Source organism: Pseudomonas sp. B21-036 (assembly GCF_024748925.1).
In the GTDB taxonomy this organism is placed as follows: Bacteria; Pseudomonadota; Gammaproteobacteria; order Pseudomonadales; family Pseudomonadaceae; genus Aquipseudomonas; species Aquipseudomonas palmensis.
In genome coordinates this window covers 1,829,802-1,853,250 of sequence record NZ_CP087178.1, presented here as the reverse complement: position 1 = coordinate 1,853,250, position 23,449 = coordinate 1,829,802, and the positions used below count along the sequence as shown (strand labels likewise).

Below are 23,449 nucleotides of genomic sequence, written 5' to 3'. Positions count from 1 at the left end.
AATGCCCCGCTCGGCTGCCTACAACGCCTCCAGCGAAGCCATCAGGTCACTCAGCCGGTCGACCTTGTCGTCGCTCAGCACCGTGGCCTCGAGGCCCTCCACATAGATCGCCAGTTCCTCCACGCTGCTGCATTCGAACATGGCCCGCAGCGGCACGTTCAGTTGCAGCACCTTCTGCACCCGCGAAGCAATCTGGGTGGCCAGCAGCGAATGCCCGCCCAACTCGAAGAAGTTGTCGCGCACCCCCACCCGCTCGACCTTGAGCACATCGGCCCAGATGTCAGCCAGCTGCTGCTCCAGTTCACTGCGCGGCGCCAGGTAGGCCTGGCTGTGCTGCTGGCCGAACTCGATGGCCGGCAGCGCCTTGCGGTCGAGCTTGCCGTTGGCGTTGCGCGGCAACTCGGCCAGCCACGCCCAGTGCAGCGGCACCATGTACTCCGGCAGTTCGGCGCGCAGGCGCTGGCGAACCTGTTCCAGCAATGTCGCCGTGTCGGCACGGCTGTCGGCCGCCACCAGGTAGCCGACCAGGTGCTTGCCGTTTGCACCCTCCTGCACGCCCACCGCCGCGTTACGCACCTGGACCTGTTCATGCAGGCGTGCCTCGATTTCGCCCAGTTCGATGCGGTAGCCGCGAATCTTCACCTGGTGATCGATGCGCCCCACGTACTCCAGCACCCCGTCGGCACGCCGGCGTGCCAGGTCGCCGGTGCGGTACAGACGCTCGCCCGGGGCGCCGAACGGGTGCGGGATGAACGCCTGGGCCGTGCGCAGCGGATCGCCCACGTAGCCGCGCCCTACCCCGGTGCCGGCCACGCACAGCTCACCCACCGCGCCCAGCGGCACCAGCTCGTGATCTTCACCGAACAGGTACAGGCGGTTGTTGTCGGTCGGCGTGCCGATCGGCAGGTAGCTGCCCTGGGTGGAGGCCGCATCGACGCGGAAGAACGCCACGTCATCGGAGCACTCGGCCGGGCCGTAGGCATTCACCAGGCCGATCTGCGGGTAGCGCTCCAGCCACTGCCAGGCCAGTTCCGGCGGCATCGCCTCGCCGGTGGGCAGCATCCAGCGCAGGCCGCTCAGGTGCTGGCGCTCGTTGCCCAGCATGCCCTGGATCAGCGACGGCACGCTTTCGAGCACCGTGATGCCGGCGGCCTGCACATGCTCCAGCAGCCCTTGCGGATCGTGCGCGATGGCATTGGGCACGATCGCCACCTGCGCGCCGAACAGCGGCGCGGCAAGGAACTGCCACACCGAGATATCGAAGCTCTGCGAGGCGGTCTGCGCGATCACGTCCGCTTCGCCCAGTTGCAGGTACGGCACCTTGCTCAGCTGGTTGTTGAGCATGCCGCGCTGCTCGACCATCACGCCCTTGGGCAGGCCGGTGGAGCCGGAGGTGTAGATCACGTAGGCGAGGTTCTCCGGCGCGCTGTAGATGCCCGGGTTGGCTTCGGTGCCGTCGCCGGCCTGAATGTCCTCCCACACCAGCAGGCGCGGCCGCCCGGCACACCCCAGTTCGTCGAGCAGGGCCTGTGCCTGGGCCAGGCAGGCCCGGGTGCAGACGATCACCGGGGTGCGGCTGAGCTCGACGATGCGTTGCAGACGCGCGCCGGGCAGGCCCGGGTCCAGCGGCAGGTAGCCGGCGCCGGCCTTGAAGCTGCCGACGATCATGCCCAGCAGCGCCAGCCCGCGCTCGGCCAGCAGTGCCACCGGCTGGTCGACCTGCACCCCGGCCGCCACCAGGGCATGCCCGAGGCGGTTGGCCTGGCAGTTCAGCTCGGCGTAGCTGCACTGCTGTTCGAGGCAGCGTGCGACCACCCGCTCGGGATGCGCCGCCACCCTCGCCTCGAACAAGGCCGCGTAGCTCTGCTGCAGCGGATAGGCATGCTCGCTGCGGTTGCAGTCCTGCAGCAGGAAGCGTTGTTCCTGCTCGCCCAGCAGTGCCAGCTGCGCCACATCGCCGTGCAAGCCCTCCATCAGCGCCAGCAGCAGGCGCTTGAATTCGCCCAGCAGGCGTTCGACGGTGGCGCGGTCGAAGTAGCGCTGGTCGAACGACAGGTGCAGGCCCAGGTCGTCGCCGGGGTAGCACACCGCCGTGAGCGGGAAGTTGGTGTGGGTGCGGCCCGAGTCGGAGGTTGCATTCAGGCTCTGGGCGCGGTCCAGCACCGCCACTTCGACCGGGGCGTTCTCGAACACGAACAGGCTGTCGAACAGCGGCTGGCCCTTGGGCAGTTCGCTGCATTCCTGGATGTTGACCAGCGGCAGGTACTCGTACTCGCGCACCTCCATGTTGCGTTCCAGCAGGCCCTGCAGCCACTGGCGCACCGAACACCGCTCGCCGGGGGCCGGCAGGGTGACACGCAGTGCGATGCTGTTGATGAACAGGCCCACGGTGTGCTGCATCTGCGGCAGGCTGACCGGGCGCCCGGCCACGGTCACGCCGAACACCACGTCACGCTCGCCGCTGAAGCGGCTGAGCACCAGCGCCCAGGCCGCCTGGGCGAAGGTGTTGACGGTCAGCTGATGGGCCTGGGCCAGCTCGCGCAGGCGTACCCCGTCCTCCACCGCCAGGCGCGTGTAGCAGTCGCCCACCTGCATGCCGCCGTGATCGCCCGCGTGCTCGCGCAGCAGCGGGCGGTCGCTTGGAAGGTAGGTGGTGCGCTCGAAGCCCTGCAGGTTCTGCCGCCACCACTGGCGCGCCTCGTCCAGGCTCTGGTGCTGCAGCCAGCCTATGTAGTCGCGGTAGCGCGGCGGCGTCGCCAGCTGCGCCTCACGGCCCTCGCCCAGGGCCAGGTAGAGCTCGAAGAAGTCGTTCATCAGCAGCGAGCGGCACCAGGCATCGATGAGGATGTGGTGGTTGCTCATCATGAACCAGTACTGCGCCTGGCCCACGCGGATCAGGCGCAGGTGGAACGGCGCCTGCTGCAACAGCTCGAAACCGGCCTCGCGCTCCTGCTTGTGCAGGGCCTGCAGGCGTGCTTCGTGATCGGCCTGCGGGTCGGCGCTCCAGTCCTGATAGTCGATGGGCGTGGTGCCGGGCTTGTGGATGATCTGCAGCATGCCTTCGCCGGCATTCCAGCAGAACGAGGCGCGCAGGGCTTCGTGCCGCGCCACCACCGCCTGCCAGGCCTGGGCGAAGCGCTGCGGGTCGATCTCGCTGTTGATGCGGTAGCGGTCCTGCATGTAGTAGATGCCGGTGCCCGGTTCGAGCAGGGTGTGCAGCAGCATGCCCTCCTGCATCGGGGTCAGCGGGTACACGTCCTCGATCTGCGCGGCGGGCACCGGCAGGCTGTCGATCTGTGCCTGGGTCAGGCGCGCCAGCGGGAAGTCCGACGGCGTGAAGCTGCCGTTGGCGTCATCCAGGCAATGGACGATCAGGCTCGCCAGCTCGCCGAGGTAGGCGCGGGCCAGCTCTTCGATGGTCTGGGTGTCGAAGCGCTCGCGGCTGAAGCTCCAGCGCAGCTGCAACTGGCCGCCGTACACCTGGCCGTCGACGCTCAGCCAGTTGGGCAGCGGTGCGTCGAGGTCGTGGGCCAGGCCCGCGGGTTCATCCACCGGCTGATACAGCGCCGCACTGCCGAACTGCTGGTCGAACTGGCCCAGGTAGTTGAAGGTGATGCGCGCCTGGGGCAGCGCGGCCATGGCTTCGCGGGTGGCGTCATCGGCCAGGTAGCGCAGTACCCCATACCCCAGGCCCTTGTGCGGCACGCTGCGCAGTTGCTCCTTGATCGCCTTGATCGAGGCCGCCTGCCCGGCGGCCTCCTCGATGTTCAGCGGGCTCAGGCGCAGCGGGTAGGCGCTGGTGAACCAGCCGACGCTGCGGCTCAGGTCGATGTCGTCGAACAGGGTCTCGCGGCCATGCCCTTCGAGCTGCACCAGCACCGAGGTATCGCCGCTCCAGCGGCACAGCACCCGGGCCAGCGCGGTCAGCAACAGGTCGTTGACCTGGGTGCGGTAGGCCGCGGGGGCCTGCTGCAGCAACTGGCGCGTCTGCCCCTGGCTCAGTTGCACGCTGACGGTGTGCGCCTGGCGGTGCAGGTTGGCACCCTGGGGGTGGTCGCACGGCAGCTCGCGGGTGGCGGCACTGAGCTGCGCCTGCCACCAGTGCTGCTCGTCACGCAGCGAGTCGCTGCCGGCATAGGTGGCCAGGCGTGCGGTCCAGTGGCTCATCGCGCTGGTCTTGGCTGCCAGCGGCTGGCCACGGTACAGCGCCTGCAGGTCTTCGAGCAGCACGCGCCACGACACGCCATCCACCACCAGGTGATGGATCGCCAGCAGCAGGCGCTGGGCGCCCTGCCCGTCCTCCACCAGCAGCGCACGCAGCAGTGGGCCGTCGGCGAGGTCGAGGCTGCGCTGCACATCGCTGTACAGGGCCTGGCAATCCTGCAGATCGGCCACCGAGGCCTGCCACAGCAACTCGCGCGCGTCGGTATGGGCATAGCTGGCGTGGCCTTCACTGAAGCGCAGGCGCAGCGCATCGTGATGCGCCACCAGCGCGTGCAAGGCCTGCTCCAGCGCCTTGCCGACAAGACGCTCGGCCGGTTGCAGCAGCACGGCCTGGTTCCAGTGCTGCGGTTGCACCACGTCGCTGTCGAAGAACCAGTGCTGGATCGGCGTGAGCGCTGCGGCGCCGCTGAGCGGGCCCTGTTCGATCAGCGTGGCCTGGCTGCGGCTGACCACCGTGGCCAGGGTCTGCACGGTCTGCTGCTGGAACAGGTCGCGGGCGCTGAAGTGCAGGCCCAGCTGGCGGGCGCGGCTGACCACCTGGATCGACAGGATCGAGTCGCCGCCCAGTTCGAAGAAGTTGTCCTGCAGGCCCACGCGCTCGACGTTGAGCACATCGCGCCAGATCGCGGCCAGTTGCTGCTCCACCTCGCTGCGTGGCGCCTCGTAGTGCTCGCGGCCCTGCTCCCTGTCCGGCAGCGGCAACGCGTGACGGTCGAGCTTGCCGTTGCCGGTCAGCGGCATCTGATCCAGCAGCACCAGGTGGGCGGGCACCATGTAGTCGGGCAGGTTCACCCGCAGTTGCGCCTTGAGGCTGTCGCGCAGCGCCGCCTGCTGTTCGGCGCCGGCCTGTGCCTGCTCGCACATCAGGTAGGCAGCCAGTTGCTTGCCGCCGGGCATGTCCAGCGCCAGCACCACGGCCTCGCGCACGTCGGCATGTTCCAGCAGGCGGCTTTCGATTTCACCCAGCTCGATACGGAAGCCGCGGATCTTCACCTGATGGTCGATACGCCCCATGTACTCCAGCAGCCCGTCGGCGCGCTGGCGCACCAGGTCGCCGGTGCGGTACAGGCGCCCGCCCCGCTGGCTGAACGGGTCGGCGACGAAGCGTTCGGCGCTCAGCCCAGGTCGATCATGGTAGCCCTGGCCCAGGCCTGCGCCACCGATGTACAACTCGCCAATGGCGCCCTGCGGCAGCAGCGCCAGGTCGGCATCGAGGATGTACGCCACGCGGGCGCCGATCACCCGGCCGATCGGCACGCTGCCGACGCCCGCTTCAAGGGCCGGTGGTGCCAGGCAGGCCAGCGGCATCACCACGGTTTCGGTGGGGCCGTAGGCATTGAAGAACTGCGCCGGCTTGAACGCCTCGCGAATGCGTTGCAGGTGCTCGCCGGTCAGGGCTTCGCCGCCGGTGATGCACAGGCGCACCGGCAGCTGTTCGTCGCGGCTGGCCAGCCATTGCGCCAGCTGGCTGCCGTAGCTCGGCGTGAAGCCCAGCACGCTGACCTGCTGCTGGCGGATCAGCGTGCAGATTTCCTCGGCGCCCCACTGCCCCTGGGCGCGCAGCACCACCCGTGCGCCGCTGAGCAATGGCACCAGCAGGCGCTCGGTGGCCGCGTCGAAGTTGATCGAATAGAAGTGCAGCTCGCAGTCGTCGCTGCGCATGCCGAACGCCTCGATCACCGCCAGGCAGTGCATGGCGATCTCGCCATGGCTGACCACCACGCCCTTGGGCTTGCCGGTGGAGCCGGAGGTGTAGATCAGGTAGGCCTGGTGGCCCGGCAGGCTGAGTGACGGCAAGGCCTCGGCGCTGTAGCCGTGCAGCGCCGCCGCGTCGTCGTCCAGGCACCAGCGGGCCACGCCGGGCGGCAGCTCGCCCAGCCTGTCGAACAGCGCGCGCTGGCCCAGCAGCAGGCCGATGCCGCTGTCCTGGATCATGTACTGCAGGCGTTCGAGGGGGTATTCCGGGTCCAGCGGCACGTAGGCGCCGCCGGCCTTGAGGATCGCCAGCAGGCCGATCACCAGCTGCGCCGAACGCTCCAGCGCCAGGCCCACCCGCACCTGCGGGCCCACGCCACGTTCGCGCAGCACCCGCGCCAGGCGGTTGGCCCGGGCATCGAGCTGGGCGTAGCTCAGGTGTTCACCGGCAAAGGTCAGTGCCAGTGCATCCGGGGTGCGCTGGGCCTGTGCACTGAACAGGTCATGCACGGTGCGGTTCAGGCCCGGCGCTGCGGGGTCGCCGGCCAGGTTGTCGAACAGGGCCTGGCGCTCGCCCTGGCCCAGCAGCGGCAGTTCGCACAGGCGTTGCTGCGGGTCGGCCAGCAAGGCGTCGAGCAACCGCTGCCAGTGCGCCGCCATGCGCGCGATGCGCGGCGCGTCGAACAGGTCGCAACTGTAGGTCAGGCAGCAGCCCAGGCGACGGTCGAGGTCGGTGACTTCCAGGTTGAGGTCGAACTTGGTCGCCCGGGCGTCGTTGACCAGGTACTCCACCTGCATGCCGGCCAGTTGGCGGCTCTGCTGGAATTCCCAGCGCTGCACGTTGCACATCACCTGGAACAGCGGGTTGTAGGCGGCGCTGCGCGGTGGCTGCAAGGCTTCGACCAGGTGGTCGAACGGCAGGTCCTGGTGCGACTGGCCGTCGATCACGGTCTGGCGCACCTGCTCGATCAGGTCGGCCACGCGCATCTGCCCGTCCAGCTGGCAACGCAGCACCTGGGTGTTGAGGAAGGCGCCGATCAGCCCCTCGCTTTCCGGGCGGATGCGGTTGGCCACCGGTGCGCCGATGCGCAGGTCGGTCTGCCCGCTGTAGCGGTACAGCAGCAGCGCCAGGGTGGCGGTCATGGTCATGAACAGGGTCAGGCCATGCTCGGCATTGAAGGCGCGCACCCTGGCGGCCAGCTCATCGCTCAGGTCGAAGCGGTACAGCTCGCCGCGGTGGCTCTGCACCGCCGGGCGCGGACGATCGGCGGGCAATTCCAGCACCGGGTGTTCATCGCCCAGCTGTGCGCGCCAGTAGTCCAGCTGGCGCTGGCGCTCGCCGGCCTCCAGCCACTGGCGCTGCCACACGCTGTAGTCCAGGTACTGCACCGGCAGCGGTTCGAGCGGCGAATCGCGGTCGTCCAGAAACGCTTCGTACAGCTCGCCCAGCTCGCGGGCAAAGATGTCCATGGCCCAGCCTTCGGTGACGATGTGGTGCAGGGTGAGCACGAAGTAGTGCTCCTGCTCGCCGGCCTTGACCAGGCAGGCACGCAGCAGCGGGCCGGTCTCCAGGTCGAACGGCTGGTGCGCCTGCTCGTCGGCCAGGGCCTGCAGGCGCTGCTGGCGCTGCGCCTGGTCGTGGGCCGAAAAGTCCAGCCAGTTCATCACCAGCCCGGTGTCGGGCGAGACGGCCTGGTACGGTACGCCATCGATGCTCGGGAAGGTGGTACGCAGGGTTTCGTGGCGCACGATCAGCGCCTGCAGGGCCTGTTCGAAGCGGCTGACGTCCAGCACCCCGCGCAGGCGTGCCATGCCGCCGACGTTGTAGGCCGGGCTGTCCGGCTCCATCTGCCAGAGGAACCACATGCGCTGCTGCGAGTACGACAGCGGCACCGGCTGGCTGCGGTCGATGCGCGTAATTTCGCCTTGCAGGTTGTGCTGCCCGGCCAGTTGCAGCGCCTCGATGCGCGCGGCGAAGGCGCCCAGCGCGCTGGCTTCGAACAGGGTGCGCAGCGGGAGTTCGACGTCGCAGGCCTGGCGCGTGCGGGCGATGATCTGGGTGGCCAGCAGCGAGTGCCCGCCGAGGGCGAAGAAGTCATCGTCCAGGCCGACCCGCGCCAGGCCCAGCACATCGCACCAGATGGCGGCGATCTGCTGTTGCAGCGGCGTGACCGGGGCAACATGCACGCACTGCTGCCAGCTCGGCTCGGGCAGCGCCTTGCGGTCGAGCTTGCCGCTGGGGCCCAGCGGCATCTGCGCCAGGTGCACCAGTTGCGCGGGCACCATGTAGGGCGGCAATTGCGCCGCCAGTGCGCTCAGCAATGCTTCGCCGCAGTCGTGCGCGTGGGTGTAGTAGCCGACCAGTTGCGGGCCGGCCGCCGTGTCGCGTACCAGCACCACGGCCTGCTCCACGCCCGGCTGGGCCAGCAGGCAGGCCTGCACCTCTTCGGGCTCTACACGAAAACCGCGCAGTTTGACCTGCTGGTCGATGCGGCCCAGGTATTCCAGTGCCCCCAGGTCAGCCAGCCAGCGCGCACGGTCGCCGCTGCGGTACAGGCGCTGGCCGTCGGCGCCGGGCACGAAGCGTTCGGCGGTGAGGCCCGGCCGGCCCAGGTAGCCACGGGCCAGGCCCGCACCGCCCAGGCACAGCTCACCGGGCACCCCCACAGGCGAAAGCGCCAGCTCCTCATCAAGCACCTGGCACTGCACGTTGGCCAGGGGCCGGCCGATGGGCGAGCGCAGGCCGTCTTCACGGCGGCAGTGCCAGTGGGTGACGTTGATCGCGGTTTCGGTCGGCCCATAGCGGTTGTGCAGTGCCACGTGCGGCAGTTCCTGCAGCACACGGTCGCGCAGCGCCGCCGGCAACGCCTCGCCGCCGGAGAACACCCGGCGCAGGCTGGTACAGGCGGCCGCCAGCGGCTCCTGCACGAACACCTGCAACAGCGGCGGCACGAAGTGCAGCGTGGTCACGCCATGCTGCTGCACCAGTTCGGCGATGCGCTGCGGGTCGCGGTGCTCGCCGGGGCCGGCCAGCACCAGCGTGCAGCCCTGGGCCAGCGGCCAGAAGCATTCCCACACCGACACGTCGAAGCTGATCGGGGCTTTTTGCAGCAGCACGTCGTGGTCGTCCAGCGCATAGGTGGCCTGCATCCAGTGCAGGCGCTCGGCCAGGGCCGCATGGGTGTTGCCCACGCCCTTGGGCTGGCCGGTGGAGCCGGAGGTGTAGATCACGTAGGCCAGGTTGTCACCGTGCAGGTGCAGGCCCGGCGCCTGGCTGGGCCAGTTGTCCAGGTGCAGGGTGTCCATGGCGATGGTACTCACGCCCTCGACCTGGGGCAGGCGTTCGAGCACCTCGCTGTGGCTGAGCAGCAGGCTTGCGCCGCAGTCGGCGAGCATGTAGGCCAGGCGCTCGGCCGGGTAGTCGACGTCCAGCGGCACGTAGGCACCACCGGCCTTGAGAATCGCCAGCAGGCCCACCAGCAGCTGCGGCGAACGCTCGGCGGCAATCGCCACGCACACGTCCGGGCCCACGCCCTTGTCGCGCAGGTAATGGGCCAGGCGGTTGGCCTGGGTGTGCAGGCTCGCGTAGTCCAGGCTGCCGCCGGCCCATACCAGCGCGGTGCGCTGCGGGGTGCTGCGCGCCTGTTCGTTGAGTTGCTCCACCAGCCACTGGCCGGGGGCCGCTGCCGGGGCCTGGCCCCAGTCGAGCAGTTGGGCGCGGCCCGGGGCGTCGAGCAGGTTCAGCTCGGCCAGCGGCAGCTGCGGCGCGCTGCTCACCTGCTGCAGCAGGCTGACCAGTTGCGCGGCCAGGCGCTCGATGCTGGCAGCGTCGAACAGCTCGTCGGCATAGTCGAAGGAAAGGCTGATGCGGCCCTGGTGGTCTTCTTCGCTGTGCAGTTGCAGGTCGAACTTGGCCTCGCGGCTGTGCCACGCCAGTTCGTCGGCCAACAGCCCCGGCAGGCGGCGCAAGGCGCCGAGGTCGCGCTGCTGGTGGTTGAACATGACCTGGAACAGGCCCTGCTCGCGGGCCTCGGGGAAGGCTTCGACCAACTGCTCGAACGGCAGGTCCTGGTTGGCCTGGGCTTCAAGGGTGCGCTGGCGCACCTGGGCCAGCAAGGCACTGAAGGGCTGGCGCGGGTCAAGCTCGGCACGCAGCACCTGGGGGTTGATGAAGAAGCCGACCAGGCCCTGGGTTTCCAGGCGCGGGCGGTTGGCATTGGGCACGCCGACACGGATGTCGCGCTGGCCGCTATAGCGGTGCAGAAGGGTTTGCCAGGCCGCCAGCAACAGCATGAACAGGCTGGCATCGTGGGCCTGGGCCACCTGGCGCAGTGCAGTGCCCAGCGCCGGCTCAAGACGCAGGCTCAGGCGCGTGGCGCTGTTGCGCTGCTGCACCGAGCGCGGGTGATCGGTGGGCAGGTCGAGCACCGGCTGCGCATCGCCGAGCAAGGCCTTCCAGTAGGCGAGCTGGCGGGTACTTTCCCCCTGGGCCAGCCACTGGCGCTGCCAGCTGGCATAGTCGGCGTAATGCACCGGCAACGTATTCAGTCGCGCCTGCTGGCCCTGGCAGGCGGCGGCATACAGGCGCGCGAATTCGTCCAGCAGAATGTTCATCGACCAGCCGTCGGCGATGATGTGGTGCAGGGTCACCCACAGCTGATGGGTTTCGTTGTCCTGGCGTACCAGGGTGACCCGCAGCAGCGGCCCGCGCTCCAGGTCGAAGGGTTGGCGCGCCTCGTCTTCGCGCAACTGCTGAACGCGGGCCGGGGTTTCGTGCCCCAGGTCCAGGCTGTGCACCTGCAACGCCAGGTTCGCCAGCACGCGCTGCACCGGTTGCCCGTGGTGGTCGGCAAACACCGTGCGCAGCGCTTCATGGCGGGCCACCAGCGCCTGGAAGCTGCTGCGCAGCGCGGCCTCGTCCAGTTCGCCGCGCAGGCGCAGGCCACCCGGGATGTTGTAGGCCGCACTGCCAGGCTCCAGTTGCCACAGCAGCCACAGCCGGGCCTGAGCCAGCGATTGCGGCAGCGCCTGTTCCCGGGGCAATTGCGCGATGGCGCCCTGGGCCACCCCGCCGTCGATGTGCAGGCGGGCCACCTGGGCAGTGAAGCCTGCCAGGGTCGGCGCTTCGAACAGCAGGCTCAGGCTCAGTTCCAGCCCCAGTTCGTCACGCAGGCGCGCCGTGAGCTGGGTGGCGGCGATGGAGTTGCCGCCGAGCAGGAAGAAGTGATCGTCGTCGCCCACCTCGGCCACGTTCAGTTGCTCGCACCACAGCCGCGCGATCAGCGCCTGCAACCCGTCGCCGCTCGGCGCCGCGTGGCGTGCGGCAGGCGCCTGGGCCTCCGGGAAGCGGGCGTAGCAGTCCAGGCTGCCATCGTGCAGGCGCAGGCGGCAGGCCGAACGCTGCAACTTGCCGCTGGAGGTCTTGGGCAACGCACCGGGGTTGAGCAGCAGCACCACCGCCGGTGCCTGCTGGCAGGCATCGGCGATGACCTGGCGCAGGGTGCGGATCAGGTTCGCCGGCTCGATGACCTTCTGCACGTTGCGGCTGATCTCCACCGCGATGCCGATACCCTCCTCGCCCTGGTCGTCGACGGCGAACACCGCCACGCGGCCCTTGCGCAGCACGTCGACCTCGCGCTCCAGGGTCTTTTCCAGGTCCTGCGGGTAGAGGTTGTGCCCGCGCACGATGAGCATGTCCTTCAGGCGCCCGGTGACGAACAGTTCGCCGTCACGCATGAAGCCCAGGTCGCCGGTGCGCAGCCAGGTGCGCCCGCCGTGCTCGACGAAGGTCTTTGCGCTGGCCTCGGGGTTGCGCCAGTAACCGAGGGCGATGCTCGGGCCGGCGGCCCAGATCTCGCCCACCTGGTTATCGCCCAGCACAGCCAGGGTGTGCGGTTCGACGACCTGCACCGCGTGCAGCGGCTGGCTGAAGCCGCAGCTCATCTGCACGCTGCCCTCGCCTGCTTCGGCGCGGTTGTGCGCCAGTGCCGCGCTGTCCAGCGCCAGCGCGGGGATACCGCCGCCGCGCACGCTGCCACTGACGAACAGGGTGGCTTCGGCCAGGCCGTAGCTGGCGAAGAAACTCGAGGGCACGAAACCGCACGCGGCGAATTTGTCGGCAAAGCTGTCGAGGCTGTCCTGGCGGATCGGCTCGGAGCCCGAATAGGCCACGCGCCAGCAGCTCAGGTCGAGGCTGGCCAGCGCCGCACTGCTGACGCGCTCGTTGCACAGGCGGTAGGCGAAGTCCGGCCCGCCGCTGATGGTGCCGCGGTAATCGCTAATCGCCTGCAGCCAGCGCTGCGGCCGCGCCAGGAAGTAGGCCGGGGCCATCAGCACGCAGGGCACGCCGCTGAAGATCGGTTGCAGCAGGCCGCCGATCAGGCCCATGTCGTGGTACAGCGGCAGCCAGCTGACGATCACGTCGTCGGGGTTCACGTCGATGCCGAAGCCGTGGCGGATCAGCACTTCGTTGGCCACCAGGTTGCCGTGGCTGACCTGCACGCCCTTGGGCAGCGCGGTGGAGCCGGAGGTGTACTGCAGAAAGGCGATGTCGTCCGGCTTGAGCGACGGGGCCTGCCACTGCTCGCCCAGGCCGACGTCGAGGTGATCGACGCTGAGCAGCTGCGGCGCATCCTCGCCCTTGAGTGCATCCAGGGCCAGCAGGCTGTTGTGCAGGTTGTCGACGGTCAGCAGCAGGCGCGGCTGGGCGTCCTCGATGATCGACAGCAGGCGGGCCTGGTGGTGGGTGCGCGAGGATTCCGGCGGATAGGCCGGCACGGCGATAACCCCGGCATACAGGCAGCCAAAGAACGCGGCGACGTAGTCCGGGCCACTGGGGAACAGCAGGATCGCGCGGTCGCCCGGCACCGCACGCGCCTGCAATGCGGCGGCGATGCTGCATGCACGCAGGTGCAGGTCACGGTAGCTGAGCACGGCCTGGTCGCGGGCGTCTTCGGCGAGAAAGCGCAAGGCCACCCGCTCAGGGGTCAGCGCAGCACGCTGGGTGAGGGCCTGGACCAGCGTAACCGGGAGTTCGAAGGCGTCCGTCATGGAAAGTTCCTGCCAGTGTCTGTACGTGAAAATCGGCATCGCGGGGCGCAGGGAGCCGGGTGTTCGGGCACCGGCACACGCCCTTCAGGGGCCGAGGATGTACACAGGGGAACGGATGAACGGGTGAAATAATTAGGCGCCACTGTGGCGCGGCGACAGGTGATTTTCGAAGCGGATCACGGGGTGGTGCTTAGAACCAAAAAACAGTTTGAAGTATTACTTTTCGCATTTGACAATAATTATCATTAAGAATAGCTTGTCGCACGTCGTAGGAAGCATCTCCTCGCGGAGTGCTTCGCTTCCCTCTTCGAGAACAAGGTGAAATTTCCATGGCGGAACAACTGTCCACAAGTAAGTGCGATTCACCGTTACTCCAAGCGTTCGTCGACAATCGCAGCATTCTGGTGAAAATTGCCGCCCGGATCACTGGGTGTCGCTCACGCGCCGAGGATGTCGTGCAGGACGCTTTCTTCCGGCTCAGTGCAGCCCCGCAGATCACCTCGTCGTTCAAGGCGCAGTTGAGCTACCTGTTCCAGATCGTGCGCAACCTGGCCATCGACCATTACCGCAAGCAGGCGATGGAGCTGAAGTATTCCGGCAGCGAAGAGGAAGGTCTGAATGTGGTCATCCATGGTGCCTCGCCCGAAGCCACGCACATCAATTTCGCGACGCTTGAGCACATTGCCGATGCGCTGAGCGAGCTGCCGCAGCGCACCCGCTATGCGTTCGAGATGTACCGCCTGCATGGCGTGCCGCAGAAGGACATCGCCAAGGAGCTGGGCGTGTCGCCGACCCTGGTGAACTTCATGATTCGCGATGCGCTGGTGCATTGCCGCAAGGTGTCGCTGGCGCGGGGTGAGGTGGCCTGAAGGGGCCACCCTGCGCCGCTGCTGCCCTGTAGGAGCCGGCGTTGCCGGCGATCCTCCAGGCCAGATGCCGGGTGTCCGGCAGCACGAGCGCCTTTGCTGGTTCGCCGGCAACGCCGGCGCCTACAGGATCGGGTGCCGGCCTATACCAGCCTGCAGCGCTCGAAGAAGCGCTCGCGCCCCAGGATCATCAGCGCCGCACGCTTGTGCGGGAAGTCGAATTCCTTCTCGCAGTGAAAGCACTGGTCGTGCATGTAGCCGATCATCTTGGCATTGTCGGCCCGAGGCTCGGCCACCACGCGCTGGGTGCGCGGGTCGTCCAGGAACAGGTAGTGCACCAGCGCCGACAGCCAGCTGGCCACCTTGTGCGGCCCGCGGTGCGCCTGCTCCCCTACCAGCATGTGAATGCCGCGGTCGTAGTCGTCGGCCGCATAGAACGGTGCAATCCGGTCCTCCTTGGCCCAGTAGGCTTCGAAGTAGGCAAACGGCTGGTCGTCGAAGCAGCCGATCAGGGTCAGTGTGTGCGGGTCGGCCTCAAGTTTGCTCAGGTAGTCGCGGTGCTGTTCGAGGCTGCCGCCCTCCTGCCAGAAGCTCAGCACCCGCGGGTTGTTCTGCCAACGGTTGAAGCGCTCCAGGTCGTGGTCGATTTCCAGGGTCCGCAACGAGATCCAGGCCCCCAGCCGCGCATCGAAGCGCCGATACACTTCCCCCCGCGGCTTGGGCGCACGGCGCGGATGACGCTTGCCGGCACTGATCTGCATCTGCTGCGGGTACACGCCCGACAGCGATTCGCCCAGCCACGGTTGCGGCAACTGCCAGAACAGCGTGCGCTCGCAGCGGTAGCGCCCCGCCTGTTCGTCGGCCACCAGCAGGCCGCTGGCCAGTGCCGCCTCGGGCTCCTGCGCCAGATGCCAGCACAGGCGCTGACACCCCGGATCGCGGGAAAACAGCCAGTAGCACGCGGCCCACAACGCCTGCTGTGGGCGCTCGGGGCAGGTGTATTCAAGGTGCACGTTAAGGTCATCACCGCGCTCCAGACGCAGGCGCACCAATGGCGTGTCTTCGAGCACCAGGCTCAGGTGGCAGTCGGTTTCATCGGCGCTGAGGCTGCGCCAGCGCGGCAGGGCCAACGCGCAGGATGCGGTATCGGAAGGCATGGTCTTGGGCTCACGAAGTGGAAGAGACAATCTCACTGCTGTTGACGTGAAAACCGTGGGCGAATTTAGGGCGAATGGGCCGCGCTGACACCGATCTGGTAAGGCCCGAAGATGTCCTGCAACTGACCGTTCTCGTGCAGTTGCTGCAACAGACGGGCAAAGGCCTCGCCACTGATCGGTGCCTGAGGACGCAACAGTGCGTAATGGTGATAGGTCTGGTCGGTACGCTCGGAGGCCAAGAACTGGCCTCGGTAATCCTCGTGGCGCGCCAGAAAGTCGTACAGGTACGAACGGGTCACCAAGGCCACGTCGGCGCGGTCGCGCTGCACCATCATCAGGTTGCTGTCGTGGGAATAGGTCAGGGTGGCGCCGAATGTTTGCTGCAGGTACCTGGCGTCGGCATTGAAACCGGCGAAGGCGTAGTGATAGCCGCTGTACAACGCCAGGCGCTTGCCCTGCAGGCTGTCGAAGTAGCCCTGGCCGCGGCCTTCGATATTGTGCGTGACGAAGACTTCGGCATCTTCGAGGCCGAGATCGACCTTGACGAAGTCGATGCCTTTCCAGCCCCAGTCAGGGTTTTCGAAGATCGCCATGTCGATGCGACCCTCGTTGAAGTCGCGAAAGCGTCGCGGTATGGAGGTGGGCACCAGCGTGAAATGGTAGGTGTCCTGAAGCGCGTTCAAGGCCTGGATCAACTGCGCCAGCAGGCCGCTGTCGGTATCGCGTTCGGGATTGACGGTGTACGGCGGAAAGTGCGCTGCGCCGATCCTGATCTGCTCCTGGGCACACGCCGGTGTGGTCAGCCACGCCACCGCGAGCATCGACAGGGAGAGCACGACCTGTGGCAGTGACGCTGAACTCAAGGCAACACACTCTTTACGGGTTCGCGCCTAAACTAGGCGTTTTCCTACGCTTGCACAACTGGCAGAACCATCAGGCAAATGGCCACGGGATACCGCACAGGCCACAGATTGGCTACGCTCAGGCGAGTATCTGTCAAGGAGCCTGCCATGGGCCACTGGTTGGTGATCGACCTGGAAGCTACCACCGACGAGGGTGGCTGGCCGATCGAAGACATGGAAATCATCGAGATCGGCGCCAGCCTGGTCAACCGCGAAGGCCGCGAGGTGGACCACTTCCAGCGTTTCGTCAAACCCGTGCGGCGCCCGCTGCTGACGCCCTTTTGCCGGGAGCTGACGCATATCAGCCAGGCCGATATCGACTCGGCCGCGGTGTTTGCAGAGGTGTGGAAAGCCTTCGAGCGCTGGCTGCAGCATCAGCAGGCGCACCTGCAGGGCTGGGTCAGCTGGGGCGACTACGATCGCCGCCAGCTGCTGCAGGAATGGCAGGTGCACCAGGTGCACAGCCTGCTGGCCGACGCCTGCCACCTCAACCTCAAGCAGCGCTTCGCCAAGGCCCGCCACCTGAAACGCCCGCCCGGGCTCAAGGGCGCGCTGGCCCTGGCCGGGCTGCAGTTTGTCGGGCAGCAGCACCGCGCCCTGGAAGATGCGCGCAATACCGCACGCCTGCTGCCGCTGAGCCTGCCGGCCCAGGGCGCCTGAAAGCGGATGACGCCACCGGGAGGCTTGGGCATACTGGCCAGCCCTTTTTTGCCCCTTTCAGGAGTCGCCCATGTTTAAGGTCAACGAGTACTTTGATGGCACGGTCAAGTCGATCGCCTTCACCAGCGCCGAAGGCCCGGCCACTGTCGGCGTGATGGCCCCGGGCGAGTACGAGTTCGGTACGGCCAAGCGCGAGATCATGCACGTGGTGTCCGGCGCCCTGATCGTCAAGCTGCCGGGCAGCGACAACTGGGAAACCTTTACCGCCGGCAGCCAGTTCAATGTGCCGGCCGACAGCAAGTTCCAGTTGCAGGTGAAGGTCGATACCGCCTACCTGTGCGAATACCGCGACTGATTCAAAGGCTTCGCCGGCAAGGCCGGCTCCTGCAGGGGACTGCGGTCGTTGCAGGAGCCGGCCTTGCCGGCGAAGCGGCCATCAGCGTAAAAACGCCACGATGCTGTCCGCCGCCGCCCCCAGGTGGTGCGCATGGCTGAACCCCGAGGCCTTCAGCGGCTTCAAGTCATGATCCCCTGCCACCAGCCAGCACAGCTCGATGGCTGACGACAGTGCATACCCCTCCACCGTCTCGCGATTGCCCAGCGCATCACGCTCGCCCTGCACGATCAGGGTTGGCGTCTTCAGTTCGGCCAGGTGCGCCACCCGCGGCTTCTCGGGCTTGCCTGCGGCATAGAACGGATACCCCAGGCACACCAGCGCATCCACCCCCAGTTCGTCCGCCACCAGGCTGGCAATGCGCCCGCCCATGGACTTGCCGCCGATCACCAGCGGCCCAGCGACCAATGGTCGCACCTGGGCCACCACTTCGCGCCAGCAGTCGAGCAGGCGGGCCTGGGGGTTTGGCGGCCTTCTGCCACCATCGAGCCGGCGCTGAGCCATGTAGGGAAACTCGAAGCGCAGTACCGCCAGCCCTTGCGCGGCAAGCCTCTGCGCCATGTCGGTCATGAACGCGCTGTCCATGGGTGCGCCCGCGCCGTGGGCCAGGATCAGGCACCCCAGAGGCGACGCATCTGCCTGATTTTGCGGGGCATCGTACAACCAGCCGCGTTGTTCGACCCACTGCGCCCATTGATCCCCGTCAATACCGGCCACTTGCCCATTACTCATGCTTGCCTCGCTGTTTAGCCTGCCTATAACCGTGGATGGGAACCCATACATGAACACAACCAGCAGTACCGCCTACAACTACCAGGTGGTCCGCCAATTCGCCATTATGACGGTGGTGTGGGGAATCGTCGGGATGGGGCTCGGCGTTTTTCTCGCCGCGCAGCTCGTCTGGCCTTCACTCAACTTCGACCTCCCGTGGACCAGCTTCGGGCGCCTGCGCCCCTTGCACACCAACGCGGTGATCTTCGCCTTCGGGGGCTGTGCACTGTTCGCCGCCTCCTACTACTCGGTACAGCGTACCTGCCAGACCGTGCTGTTCTCGCCACGCCTTGCCGCCTTTACCTTCTGGGGCTGGCAACTGGTGATCGTGCTCGCGGCCATCAGCCTGCCGCTGGGTTATACCAGCTCCAAGGAATACGCCGAACTGGAATGGCCGATCGACATCCTGATCACCATCGTCTGGGTGGCCTACGCCGTGGTGTTCTTCGGCACCCTGATGAAGCGCACCACCAAGCACATCTACGTGGGTAACTGGTTCTTCGGTGCGTTCATCATCACCGTGGCGATCCTGCATATCGTCAACAACCTGGAAATCCCGGTCAGCCTGACCAAGTCGTACTCGCTGTACGGCGGCGCCACCGACGCGATGGTGCAATGGTGGTACGGCCACAACGCCGTAGGCTTCTTCCTGACCGCAGGCTTCCTGGGCATGATGTACTACTTCGTGCCCAAGCAGGCCGAGCGCCCGGTGTACTCGTATCGCCTGTCGATCGTGCACTTCTGGGCCCTGATCACCCTGTACATCTGGGCCGGCCCGCACCACCTGCACTACACCGCCCTGCCCGACTGGGCGCAGTCGCTGGGCATGGTGATGTCGCTGATCCTGCTGGCGCCCAGCTGGGGCGGCATGATCAACGGCATGATGACCCTCTCGGGCGCCTGGCATAAGCTGCGCAGCGACCCGATCCTGCGCTTTCTGGTGGTGTCGCTGGCGTTCTACGGCATGTCGACCTTCGAAGGCCCGATGATGGCGATCAAGACCGTCAACGCCCTGTCGCACTACACCGACTGGACCATCGGCCACGTACACGCCGGCGCCCTTGGCTGGGTAGCGATGATCTCGATCGGCGCGCTGTACCACATGATCCCGAAAGTGTTCGGCCGCGAGCAGATGTACAGCCTGGGCCTGATCAACGCGCACTTCTGGCTCGCCACCATCGGCACCGTGCTGTACATCGCCTCGATGTGGGTCAACGGCATCGCCCAGGGCCTGATGTGGCGTGCAGTCAACGCCGACGGCACCCTGACCTACTCCTTCGTCGAAACCCTGGTGGCCAGCCACCCTGGCTTCATCGTGCGGTTCGTGGGCGGTGCGATCTTCCTCACCGGCATGTTCCTGATGGCCTGGAACACCTGGCGCACCGTGCGTGCCCCAGCGGGCGAGACCGCCAACGCCACTGCGCAGCTGGCCTGAGGAGAACCTGATGAAACACGAAGTAATCGAGAAGAACGTCTTCCTGCTGGTGTTGTTGATGGTGTTTGCCGTCAGCATCGGCGGCCTGACCCAGATCGTCCCGCTGTTCTTCCAGGACGTCACCAACAAGCCGGTCGAAGGCATGAAGCCCTACACCGCGCTGCAGCTGGAAGGCCGCGACATCTACATCCGTGAAGGCTGCGTACAGTGTCACTCGCAGATGATCCGTCCGTTCCGCGCCGAAACCGAACGCTACGGCCACTACTCGGTAGCCGGTGAAAGCGTGTGGGACCACCCGTTCCTGTGGGGCTCCAAGCGTACCGGCCCTGACCTGGCCCGCGTCGGCGGCCGCTACTCCGACGACTGGCACCGTGCGCACCTGTACAACCCGCGCAACGTGGTACCCGAGTCGAAGATGCCGGCCTACCCGTGGCTGGTGGCCAACCCGGTCGACAGCAGCCATACCGAGACCAAGCTGCGCGTGATGCGCACCCTGGGCGTGCCCTACAGCGACGACGATATCACCGGCGCCGTGGCCTCGCTCAAGGGCAAGTCCGAGATGGACGCGCTGGTCGCCTACCTGCAGGTGCTCGGCACCGCGATCAAGAACAAGAGGTAAGCGCCATGGACTTCACACTGGATATCGGCCAGTTGCGCGGCCTGGGCACCCTGCTGGTAGCCATCGCCTTCATCGGCCTGGCGCTGTGGGTGTTCAGCGGCCGGCGTGACCGCGAGTTCGCCGAAGCGAGCCTGCTGCCGTTCGCCGACGATCGCCTTGTACCTGCCGCCAAAGAATCCGAATCGAGGAGTAACGGGCAATGACCACCTTCTGGAGTACGTACATCTGCGTACTGACCATCGGTAGCCTGATCGGCCTGACCTGGCTGCTGCTCAGCACCCGCAAGGGCCAGAGCAAGGGCACCACCGACCAGACCATGGGCCACAGCTTCGACGGCATCGAGGAGTACGACAACCCGCTGCCCAAGTGGTGGTTCTGGCTGTTCGTCGGCACCCTGGTGTTCTCGGTGGGCTACCTGATCCTGTACCCGGGCCTGGGCAACTGGAAAGGCATCCTGCCCGGCTACGAGAACGGCTGGACCGGCGCGAACGAGTGGCAAAAGGAAATGGACCGCGCCGACGCCAAGTTCGGGCCGATCTTCGCCAAGTTCGCCGCCATGCCGGTGGAGGAAGTGGCCAAGGACCCGCAGGCGCTGAAAATGGGCGGTCGCCTGTTCGCCTCCAACTGCTCGGTGTGCCACGGCTCGGACGCCAAGGGTGCCTACGGCTTCCCCAACCTCACCGACAATGACTGGCGCTGGGGCGGTGACCCGGAAACCATCAAGGCTTCGATCATGGGCGGTCGTCACGGCGTGATGCCGGCCTGGGCCGAAGTGATCGGCGAGCAGGGCGTGGCCGATGTGGCCGGGTTCGTGCTGACCAACCTCGATGGCCGCAGCCTGCCCAAGGACGCCAAGGCCGACGTGGAAAACGGCAAGCAGTTGTTCGCCACCAACTGCGTGGCCTGCCACGGACCGGAAGGCAAAGGCACCCCGGCGATGGGCGCACCTGACCTGACCCACCCGCAGGCATTCATCTACGGTTCGAGCTATGCCCAGCTGCAGCAGACCATCCGTTACGGCCGTCAGGGCCAGATGCCGGCGCAGCAGGACATTCAGGGCAACGACAAGGTCCACCTGCTGGCGGCCTATGTCTACAGCCTGTCGCAACCGGCAGAGAACGTAACTGCCAAGTGAAACGATGATGTAACTGAGCCTTGACTCAAACCGCCGCATCGACAACGGTGCGGCGGTTCCCACCGCCCCTTGCGACCAAGTGTCGCACCCCGCCGCACACCCGCCTTGCACCCCCCCTGATCGAGACTAAGCTTGTTGCCACAGTGGCTTGAAGTCTTGCACCTGAATGCACCTTTTTGGCGCACTTTCTGTTCGCGAGCCACCACCAAAGGCTGATGGATCCCGGCCCAAGTGCGAATTGCCTGCCCTGACCACGCAGGACGATAGTGCCAAGGCAGCTTAATGCGTGCACAACGAAAGCGGAATAATGGTGCACATTATCGCCTTGCGATTGTGTACACTTCCCACCGCCAATCGGCTGGAAACGCCGTAAAATCGGCCTTCGCAAGGTGCGGCGCGATTTCCATCGCGTTGCAATAACCACACGGTTTATACATACTTGCGCCGATTTTTTAACCAACAAAAACACCCAAACCGTGGAACCTTAGAATGAGCACAGCAATCAGTCCGACTGCTTATAACTATAAGGTCGTCCGCCAGTTCGCCATCATGACGGTGGTCTGGGGGATCCTTGGCATGGGCCTCGGTGTCTTCATCGCCTCGCAACTGGTCTGGCCTCAGCTGAACCTGGACCTGCCGTGGACGAGCTTTGGACGCCTGCGCCCCCTGCACACCAACCTGGTGATCTTCGCCTTCGGTGGGTGCGCACTGTTTGCCACTTCCTACTATGTCGTGCAGCGAACCTGCCAGACGCGACTGATTTCCGACAGCCTCGCGGCCTTCACCTTCTGGGGCTGGCAAGCGGTGATCGTCGGCGCGCTGGTCACCCTGCCGCTGGGCTACACCACGACCAAGGAATACGCAGAACTGGAATGGCCTATCGCCATTTTGCTGGCCATCGTGTGGGTTACCTACGGTGCGGTGTTCTTCGGCACCATCGTCAAGCGCAAGACCAAGCACATCTATGTGGGCAACTGGTTCTACGGTGCCTTCATCGTGGTGACCGCGATGCTGCACATCGTCAACCACGCCTCGCTGCCGGTCAGCCTGTTCAAGTCGTACTCGGCCTACTCGGGCGCGACCGACGCGATGATCCAGTGGTGGTACGGCCACAACGCCGTAGGCTTCTTCCTGACCACCGGCTTCCTGGGCATGATGTACTACTTCGTACCCAAGCAGGCCGAACGCCCGATCTACTCGTATCGCCTGTCGATCGTGCACTTCTGGGCGCTGATCACCCTGTACATCTGGGCAGGCCCCCACCACCTGCACTACACCGCCCTGCCCGACTGGGCGCAGTCGCTGGGCATGGCGATGTCGATCATCCTGCTGGCCCCGAGCTGGGGCGGCATGATCAACGGCATGATGACCCTGTCGGGCGCCTGGCATAAGCTGCGCACCGACCCGATCCTGCGCTTTCTGGTGGTATCGCTGGCGTTCTACGGCATGTCGACCTTCGAAGGCCCGATGATGGCGATCAAGACCGTCAACTCGCTGTCGCACTACACCGACTGGACCATCGGCCACGTACACGCCGGCGCTCTGGGCTGGGTAGCGATGATCTCGATCGGCGCGCTGTACCACATGATTCCGAAAATCTATGGCCGCGTGCAGATGCACAGCGTGGGCCTGATCAACGCGCACTTCTGGCTGGCGACCATCGGCACCGTGCTGTACATCGCCTCGATGTGGGTCAACGGCATCACCCAGGGCCTGATGTGGCGCGCCATCAACGACGACGGCACCCTCACCTACTCCTTCGTCGAAGCGCTGCAGGCCAGCCACCCGGGCTTTATCGTGCGTGCACTGGGCGGTGCGTTCTTCGCCTCCGGCATGCTGCTGATGGCCTACAACGTTTGGCGCACCGTCCGCGCCTCGCAGCCGGCCGAAGCTGAAGCCGCCGCTCAGATCGCTGTCGTTGGAGCTCACTGATGAAGCACGAAGTAGTCGAGAAGAATATCGGCCTGCTGGCCTTCTTCATGGTCATCGCCGTGAGCATCGGCGGCCTGACCCAGATCGTCCCGCTGTTCTTCCAGGACGTCACCAACAAGCCGGTCGAGGGCATGAAGCCCCGCGTCGCGCTGGAGCTGGAAGGCCGCGACATCTACATCCGTGAAGGCTGCGTACAGTGCCACTCGCAGATGATCCGTCCGTTCCGCGCCGAAACCGAGCGCTACGGCCACTACTCGGTAGCCGGTGAAAGCGTGTGGGACCACCCGTTCCTGTGGGGTTCCAAGCGTACCGGGCCTGACCTGGCCCGCGTCGGCGGCCGCTACTCCGACGACTGGCACCGCGCGCACCTGTACAACCCGCGCAACGTGGTGCCGGAGTCGAAGATGCCGGCCTACCCGTGGCTGGTGGAGAACACCCTCGACGGCAAGCTGACCGCCAGGAAAATGGAAGTGTTGCGTACCCTCGGCACGCCCTACACCGACGAGGACATCGCCGGTGCCCGCGACGCGGTCAAGGGCAAGACTGAAATGGACGCTCTGGTTGCCTACCTGCAAGGGCTGGGCACCATCATCAAAAGCAAACGGTGAC

General features: G+C 66.4%; 13 protein-coding genes. 9 read left to right on the top strand and 4 right to left on the bottom strand.

Translation table 11 applies throughout. The annotated features are described in order from the left end of the window. Window positions 1–18 precede the first annotated feature (18 nt). Window positions 19–12,969, bottom strand: coding sequence for a non-ribosomal peptide synthetase (locus tag LOY33_RS08370; protein WP_258662439.1), 12,951 nt, complete (start codon window positions 12,967–12,969; stop codon window positions 19–21). 329 nt (window positions 12,970–13,298) lie between these two features. Between LOY33_RS08370 and LOY33_RS08365 the strand changes: the two genes are divergently transcribed. Beyond that, window positions 13,299–13,838 carry an RNA polymerase factor sigma-70 gene (locus LOY33_RS08365; protein ID WP_043862395.1) on the top strand — a complete coding sequence of 180 codons (540 nt, stop codon included), beginning with the start codon at window positions 13,299–13,301 and terminating at the stop codon, window positions 13,836–13,838. A 140-nt stretch (window positions 13,839–13,978) separates the two neighbouring features. Here the strand turns inward: LOY33_RS08365 and LOY33_RS08360 are convergent, their stop codons facing one another. Both LOY33_RS08360 and LOY33_RS08355 read right to left on the bottom strand, forming a co-directional pair. Then, window positions 13,979–14,992 (bottom strand): GNAT family N-acetyltransferase, encoded by a 1,014-nt coding sequence (locus LOY33_RS08360; RefSeq protein ID WP_258662438.1) that lies wholly within the window; start codon window positions 14,990–14,992, stop codon window positions 13,979–13,981. A gap of 65 nt (window positions 14,993–15,057) precedes the next feature. Further along, the gene (locus LOY33_RS08355) at window positions 15,058–15,813 is read right to left on the bottom strand and encodes an ABC transporter substrate-binding protein (protein WP_213607514.1); all 756 of its coding nucleotides are present in this window, start codon (window positions 15,811–15,813) and stop codon (window positions 15,058–15,060) included. 189 nt (window positions 15,814–16,002) lie between these two features. Between LOY33_RS08355 and LOY33_RS08350 the strand changes: the two genes are divergently transcribed. Further along, entirely contained in the window at window positions 16,003–16,554 is a 552-nt protein-coding gene (locus tag LOY33_RS08350) for an exonuclease domain-containing protein (RefSeq protein WP_258662436.1), read from the top strand. Between the two features lie 70 nt (window positions 16,555–16,624). Then, a complete protein-coding gene (locus LOY33_RS08345; RefSeq protein WP_043862392.1) occupies window positions 16,625–16,909 on the top strand; it encodes a pyrimidine/purine nucleoside phosphorylase in 285 nt (94 codons plus the stop codon). An 81-nt stretch (window positions 16,910–16,990) separates the two neighbouring features. Here the strand turns inward: LOY33_RS08345 and LOY33_RS08340 are convergent, their stop codons facing one another. After that, complete coding sequence (locus tag LOY33_RS08340) at window positions 16,991–17,680, bottom strand: alpha/beta fold hydrolase (protein ID WP_258662432.1); 690 nt, start codon at window positions 17,678–17,680, stop codon at window positions 16,991–16,993. Between the two features lie 49 nt (window positions 17,681–17,729). On the opposite strand from LOY33_RS08340, the gene ccoN (LOY33_RS08335) reads away from it, so the two are divergent. The 6 genes from ccoN (LOY33_RS08335) to ccoO (LOY33_RS08310) all read left to right on the top strand — a co-directional run bounded on the left by ccoN (LOY33_RS08335) (window position 17,730) and on the right by ccoO (LOY33_RS08310) (window position 23,448). Then, window positions 17,730–19,154: a cytochrome-c oxidase, cbb3-type subunit I gene (ccoN, locus tag LOY33_RS08335; protein ID WP_123753608.1), complete on the top strand. Its 1,425-nt coding sequence runs from the start codon at window positions 17,730–17,732 to the stop codon at window positions 19,152–19,154. A 10-nt stretch (window positions 19,155–19,164) separates the two neighbouring features. Beyond that, window positions 19,165–19,773, top strand: a complete 609-nt coding sequence (gene ccoO, locus LOY33_RS08330; RefSeq protein ID WP_043862389.1) for a cytochrome-c oxidase, cbb3-type subunit II — start codon at window positions 19,165–19,167, stop codon at window positions 19,771–19,773. A gap of 5 nt (window positions 19,774–19,778) precedes the next feature. Continuing rightward, a complete protein-coding gene (locus LOY33_RS08325) occupies window positions 19,779–19,976 on the top strand; it encodes a CcoQ/FixQ family Cbb3-type cytochrome c oxidase assembly chaperone (protein WP_043862388.1) in 198 nt (65 codons plus the stop codon). Next, on the top strand, window positions 19,973–20,908 hold the full coding sequence (gene ccoP / locus LOY33_RS08320) for a cytochrome-c oxidase, cbb3-type subunit III (RefSeq protein WP_043862387.1): 936 nt from the start codon (window positions 19,973–19,975) through the stop codon (window positions 20,906–20,908). The genes LOY33_RS08325 and ccoP overlap by 4 nt, the downstream gene beginning before the upstream one ends. A gap of 489 nt (window positions 20,909–21,397) precedes the next feature. Then, on the top strand, window positions 21,398–22,840 hold the full coding sequence (ccoN, locus tag LOY33_RS08315; protein WP_043862386.1) for a cytochrome-c oxidase, cbb3-type subunit I: 1,443 nt from the start codon (window positions 21,398–21,400) through the stop codon (window positions 22,838–22,840). Next, entirely contained in the window at window positions 22,840–23,448 is a 609-nt protein-coding gene (gene ccoO / locus LOY33_RS08310) for a cytochrome-c oxidase, cbb3-type subunit II (RefSeq protein ID WP_043862385.1), read from the top strand. The genes ccoN (LOY33_RS08315) and ccoO (LOY33_RS08310) overlap by 1 nt, the downstream gene beginning before the upstream one ends. The last annotated feature ends 1 nt before the right edge of the window (window position 23,449 follow it).

Bases quoted from the DNA above. Each gene is read 5' to 3' on its own strand.
- LOY33_RS08370 (WP_258662439.1), bottom strand. From the start codon at position 12,969: ATGACGGACGCCTTCGAACTCCCGGTTACGCTGGTCCAGGCCCTCACC.
- LOY33_RS08365 (WP_043862395.1), top strand. From the start codon at position 13,299: ATGGCGGAACAACTGTCCACAAGTAAGTGCGATTCACCGTTACTCCAA.
- LOY33_RS08360 (WP_258662438.1), bottom strand. From the start codon at position 14,992: ATGCCTTCCGATACCGCATCCTGCGCGTTGGCCCTGCCGCGCTGGCGC.
- LOY33_RS08355 (WP_213607514.1), bottom strand. From the start codon at position 15,813: ATGCTCGCGGTGGCGTGGCTGACCACACCGGCGTGTGCCCAGGAGCAG.
- LOY33_RS08350 (WP_258662436.1), top strand. From the start codon at position 16,003: ATGGGCCACTGGTTGGTGATCGACCTGGAAGCTACCACCGACGAGGGT.
- LOY33_RS08345 (WP_043862392.1), top strand. From the start codon at position 16,625: ATGTTTAAGGTCAACGAGTACTTTGATGGCACGGTCAAGTCGATCGCC.
- LOY33_RS08340 (WP_258662432.1), bottom strand. From the start codon at position 17,680: ATGAGTAATGGGCAAGTGGCCGGTATTGACGGGGATCAATGGGCGCAG.
- ccoN (WP_123753608.1), top strand. From the start codon at position 17,730: ATGAACACAACCAGCAGTACCGCCTACAACTACCAGGTGGTCCGCCAA.
- ccoO (WP_043862389.1), top strand. From the start codon at position 19,165: ATGAAACACGAAGTAATCGAGAAGAACGTCTTCCTGCTGGTGTTGTTG.
- LOY33_RS08325 (WP_043862388.1), top strand. From the start codon at position 19,779: ATGGACTTCACACTGGATATCGGCCAGTTGCGCGGCCTGGGCACCCTG.
- ccoP (WP_043862387.1), top strand. From the start codon at position 19,973: ATGACCACCTTCTGGAGTACGTACATCTGCGTACTGACCATCGGTAGC.
- ccoN (WP_043862386.1), top strand. From the start codon at position 21,398: ATGAGCACAGCAATCAGTCCGACTGCTTATAACTATAAGGTCGTCCGC.
- ccoO (WP_043862385.1), top strand. From the start codon at position 22,840: ATGAAGCACGAAGTAGTCGAGAAGAATATCGGCCTGCTGGCCTTCTTC.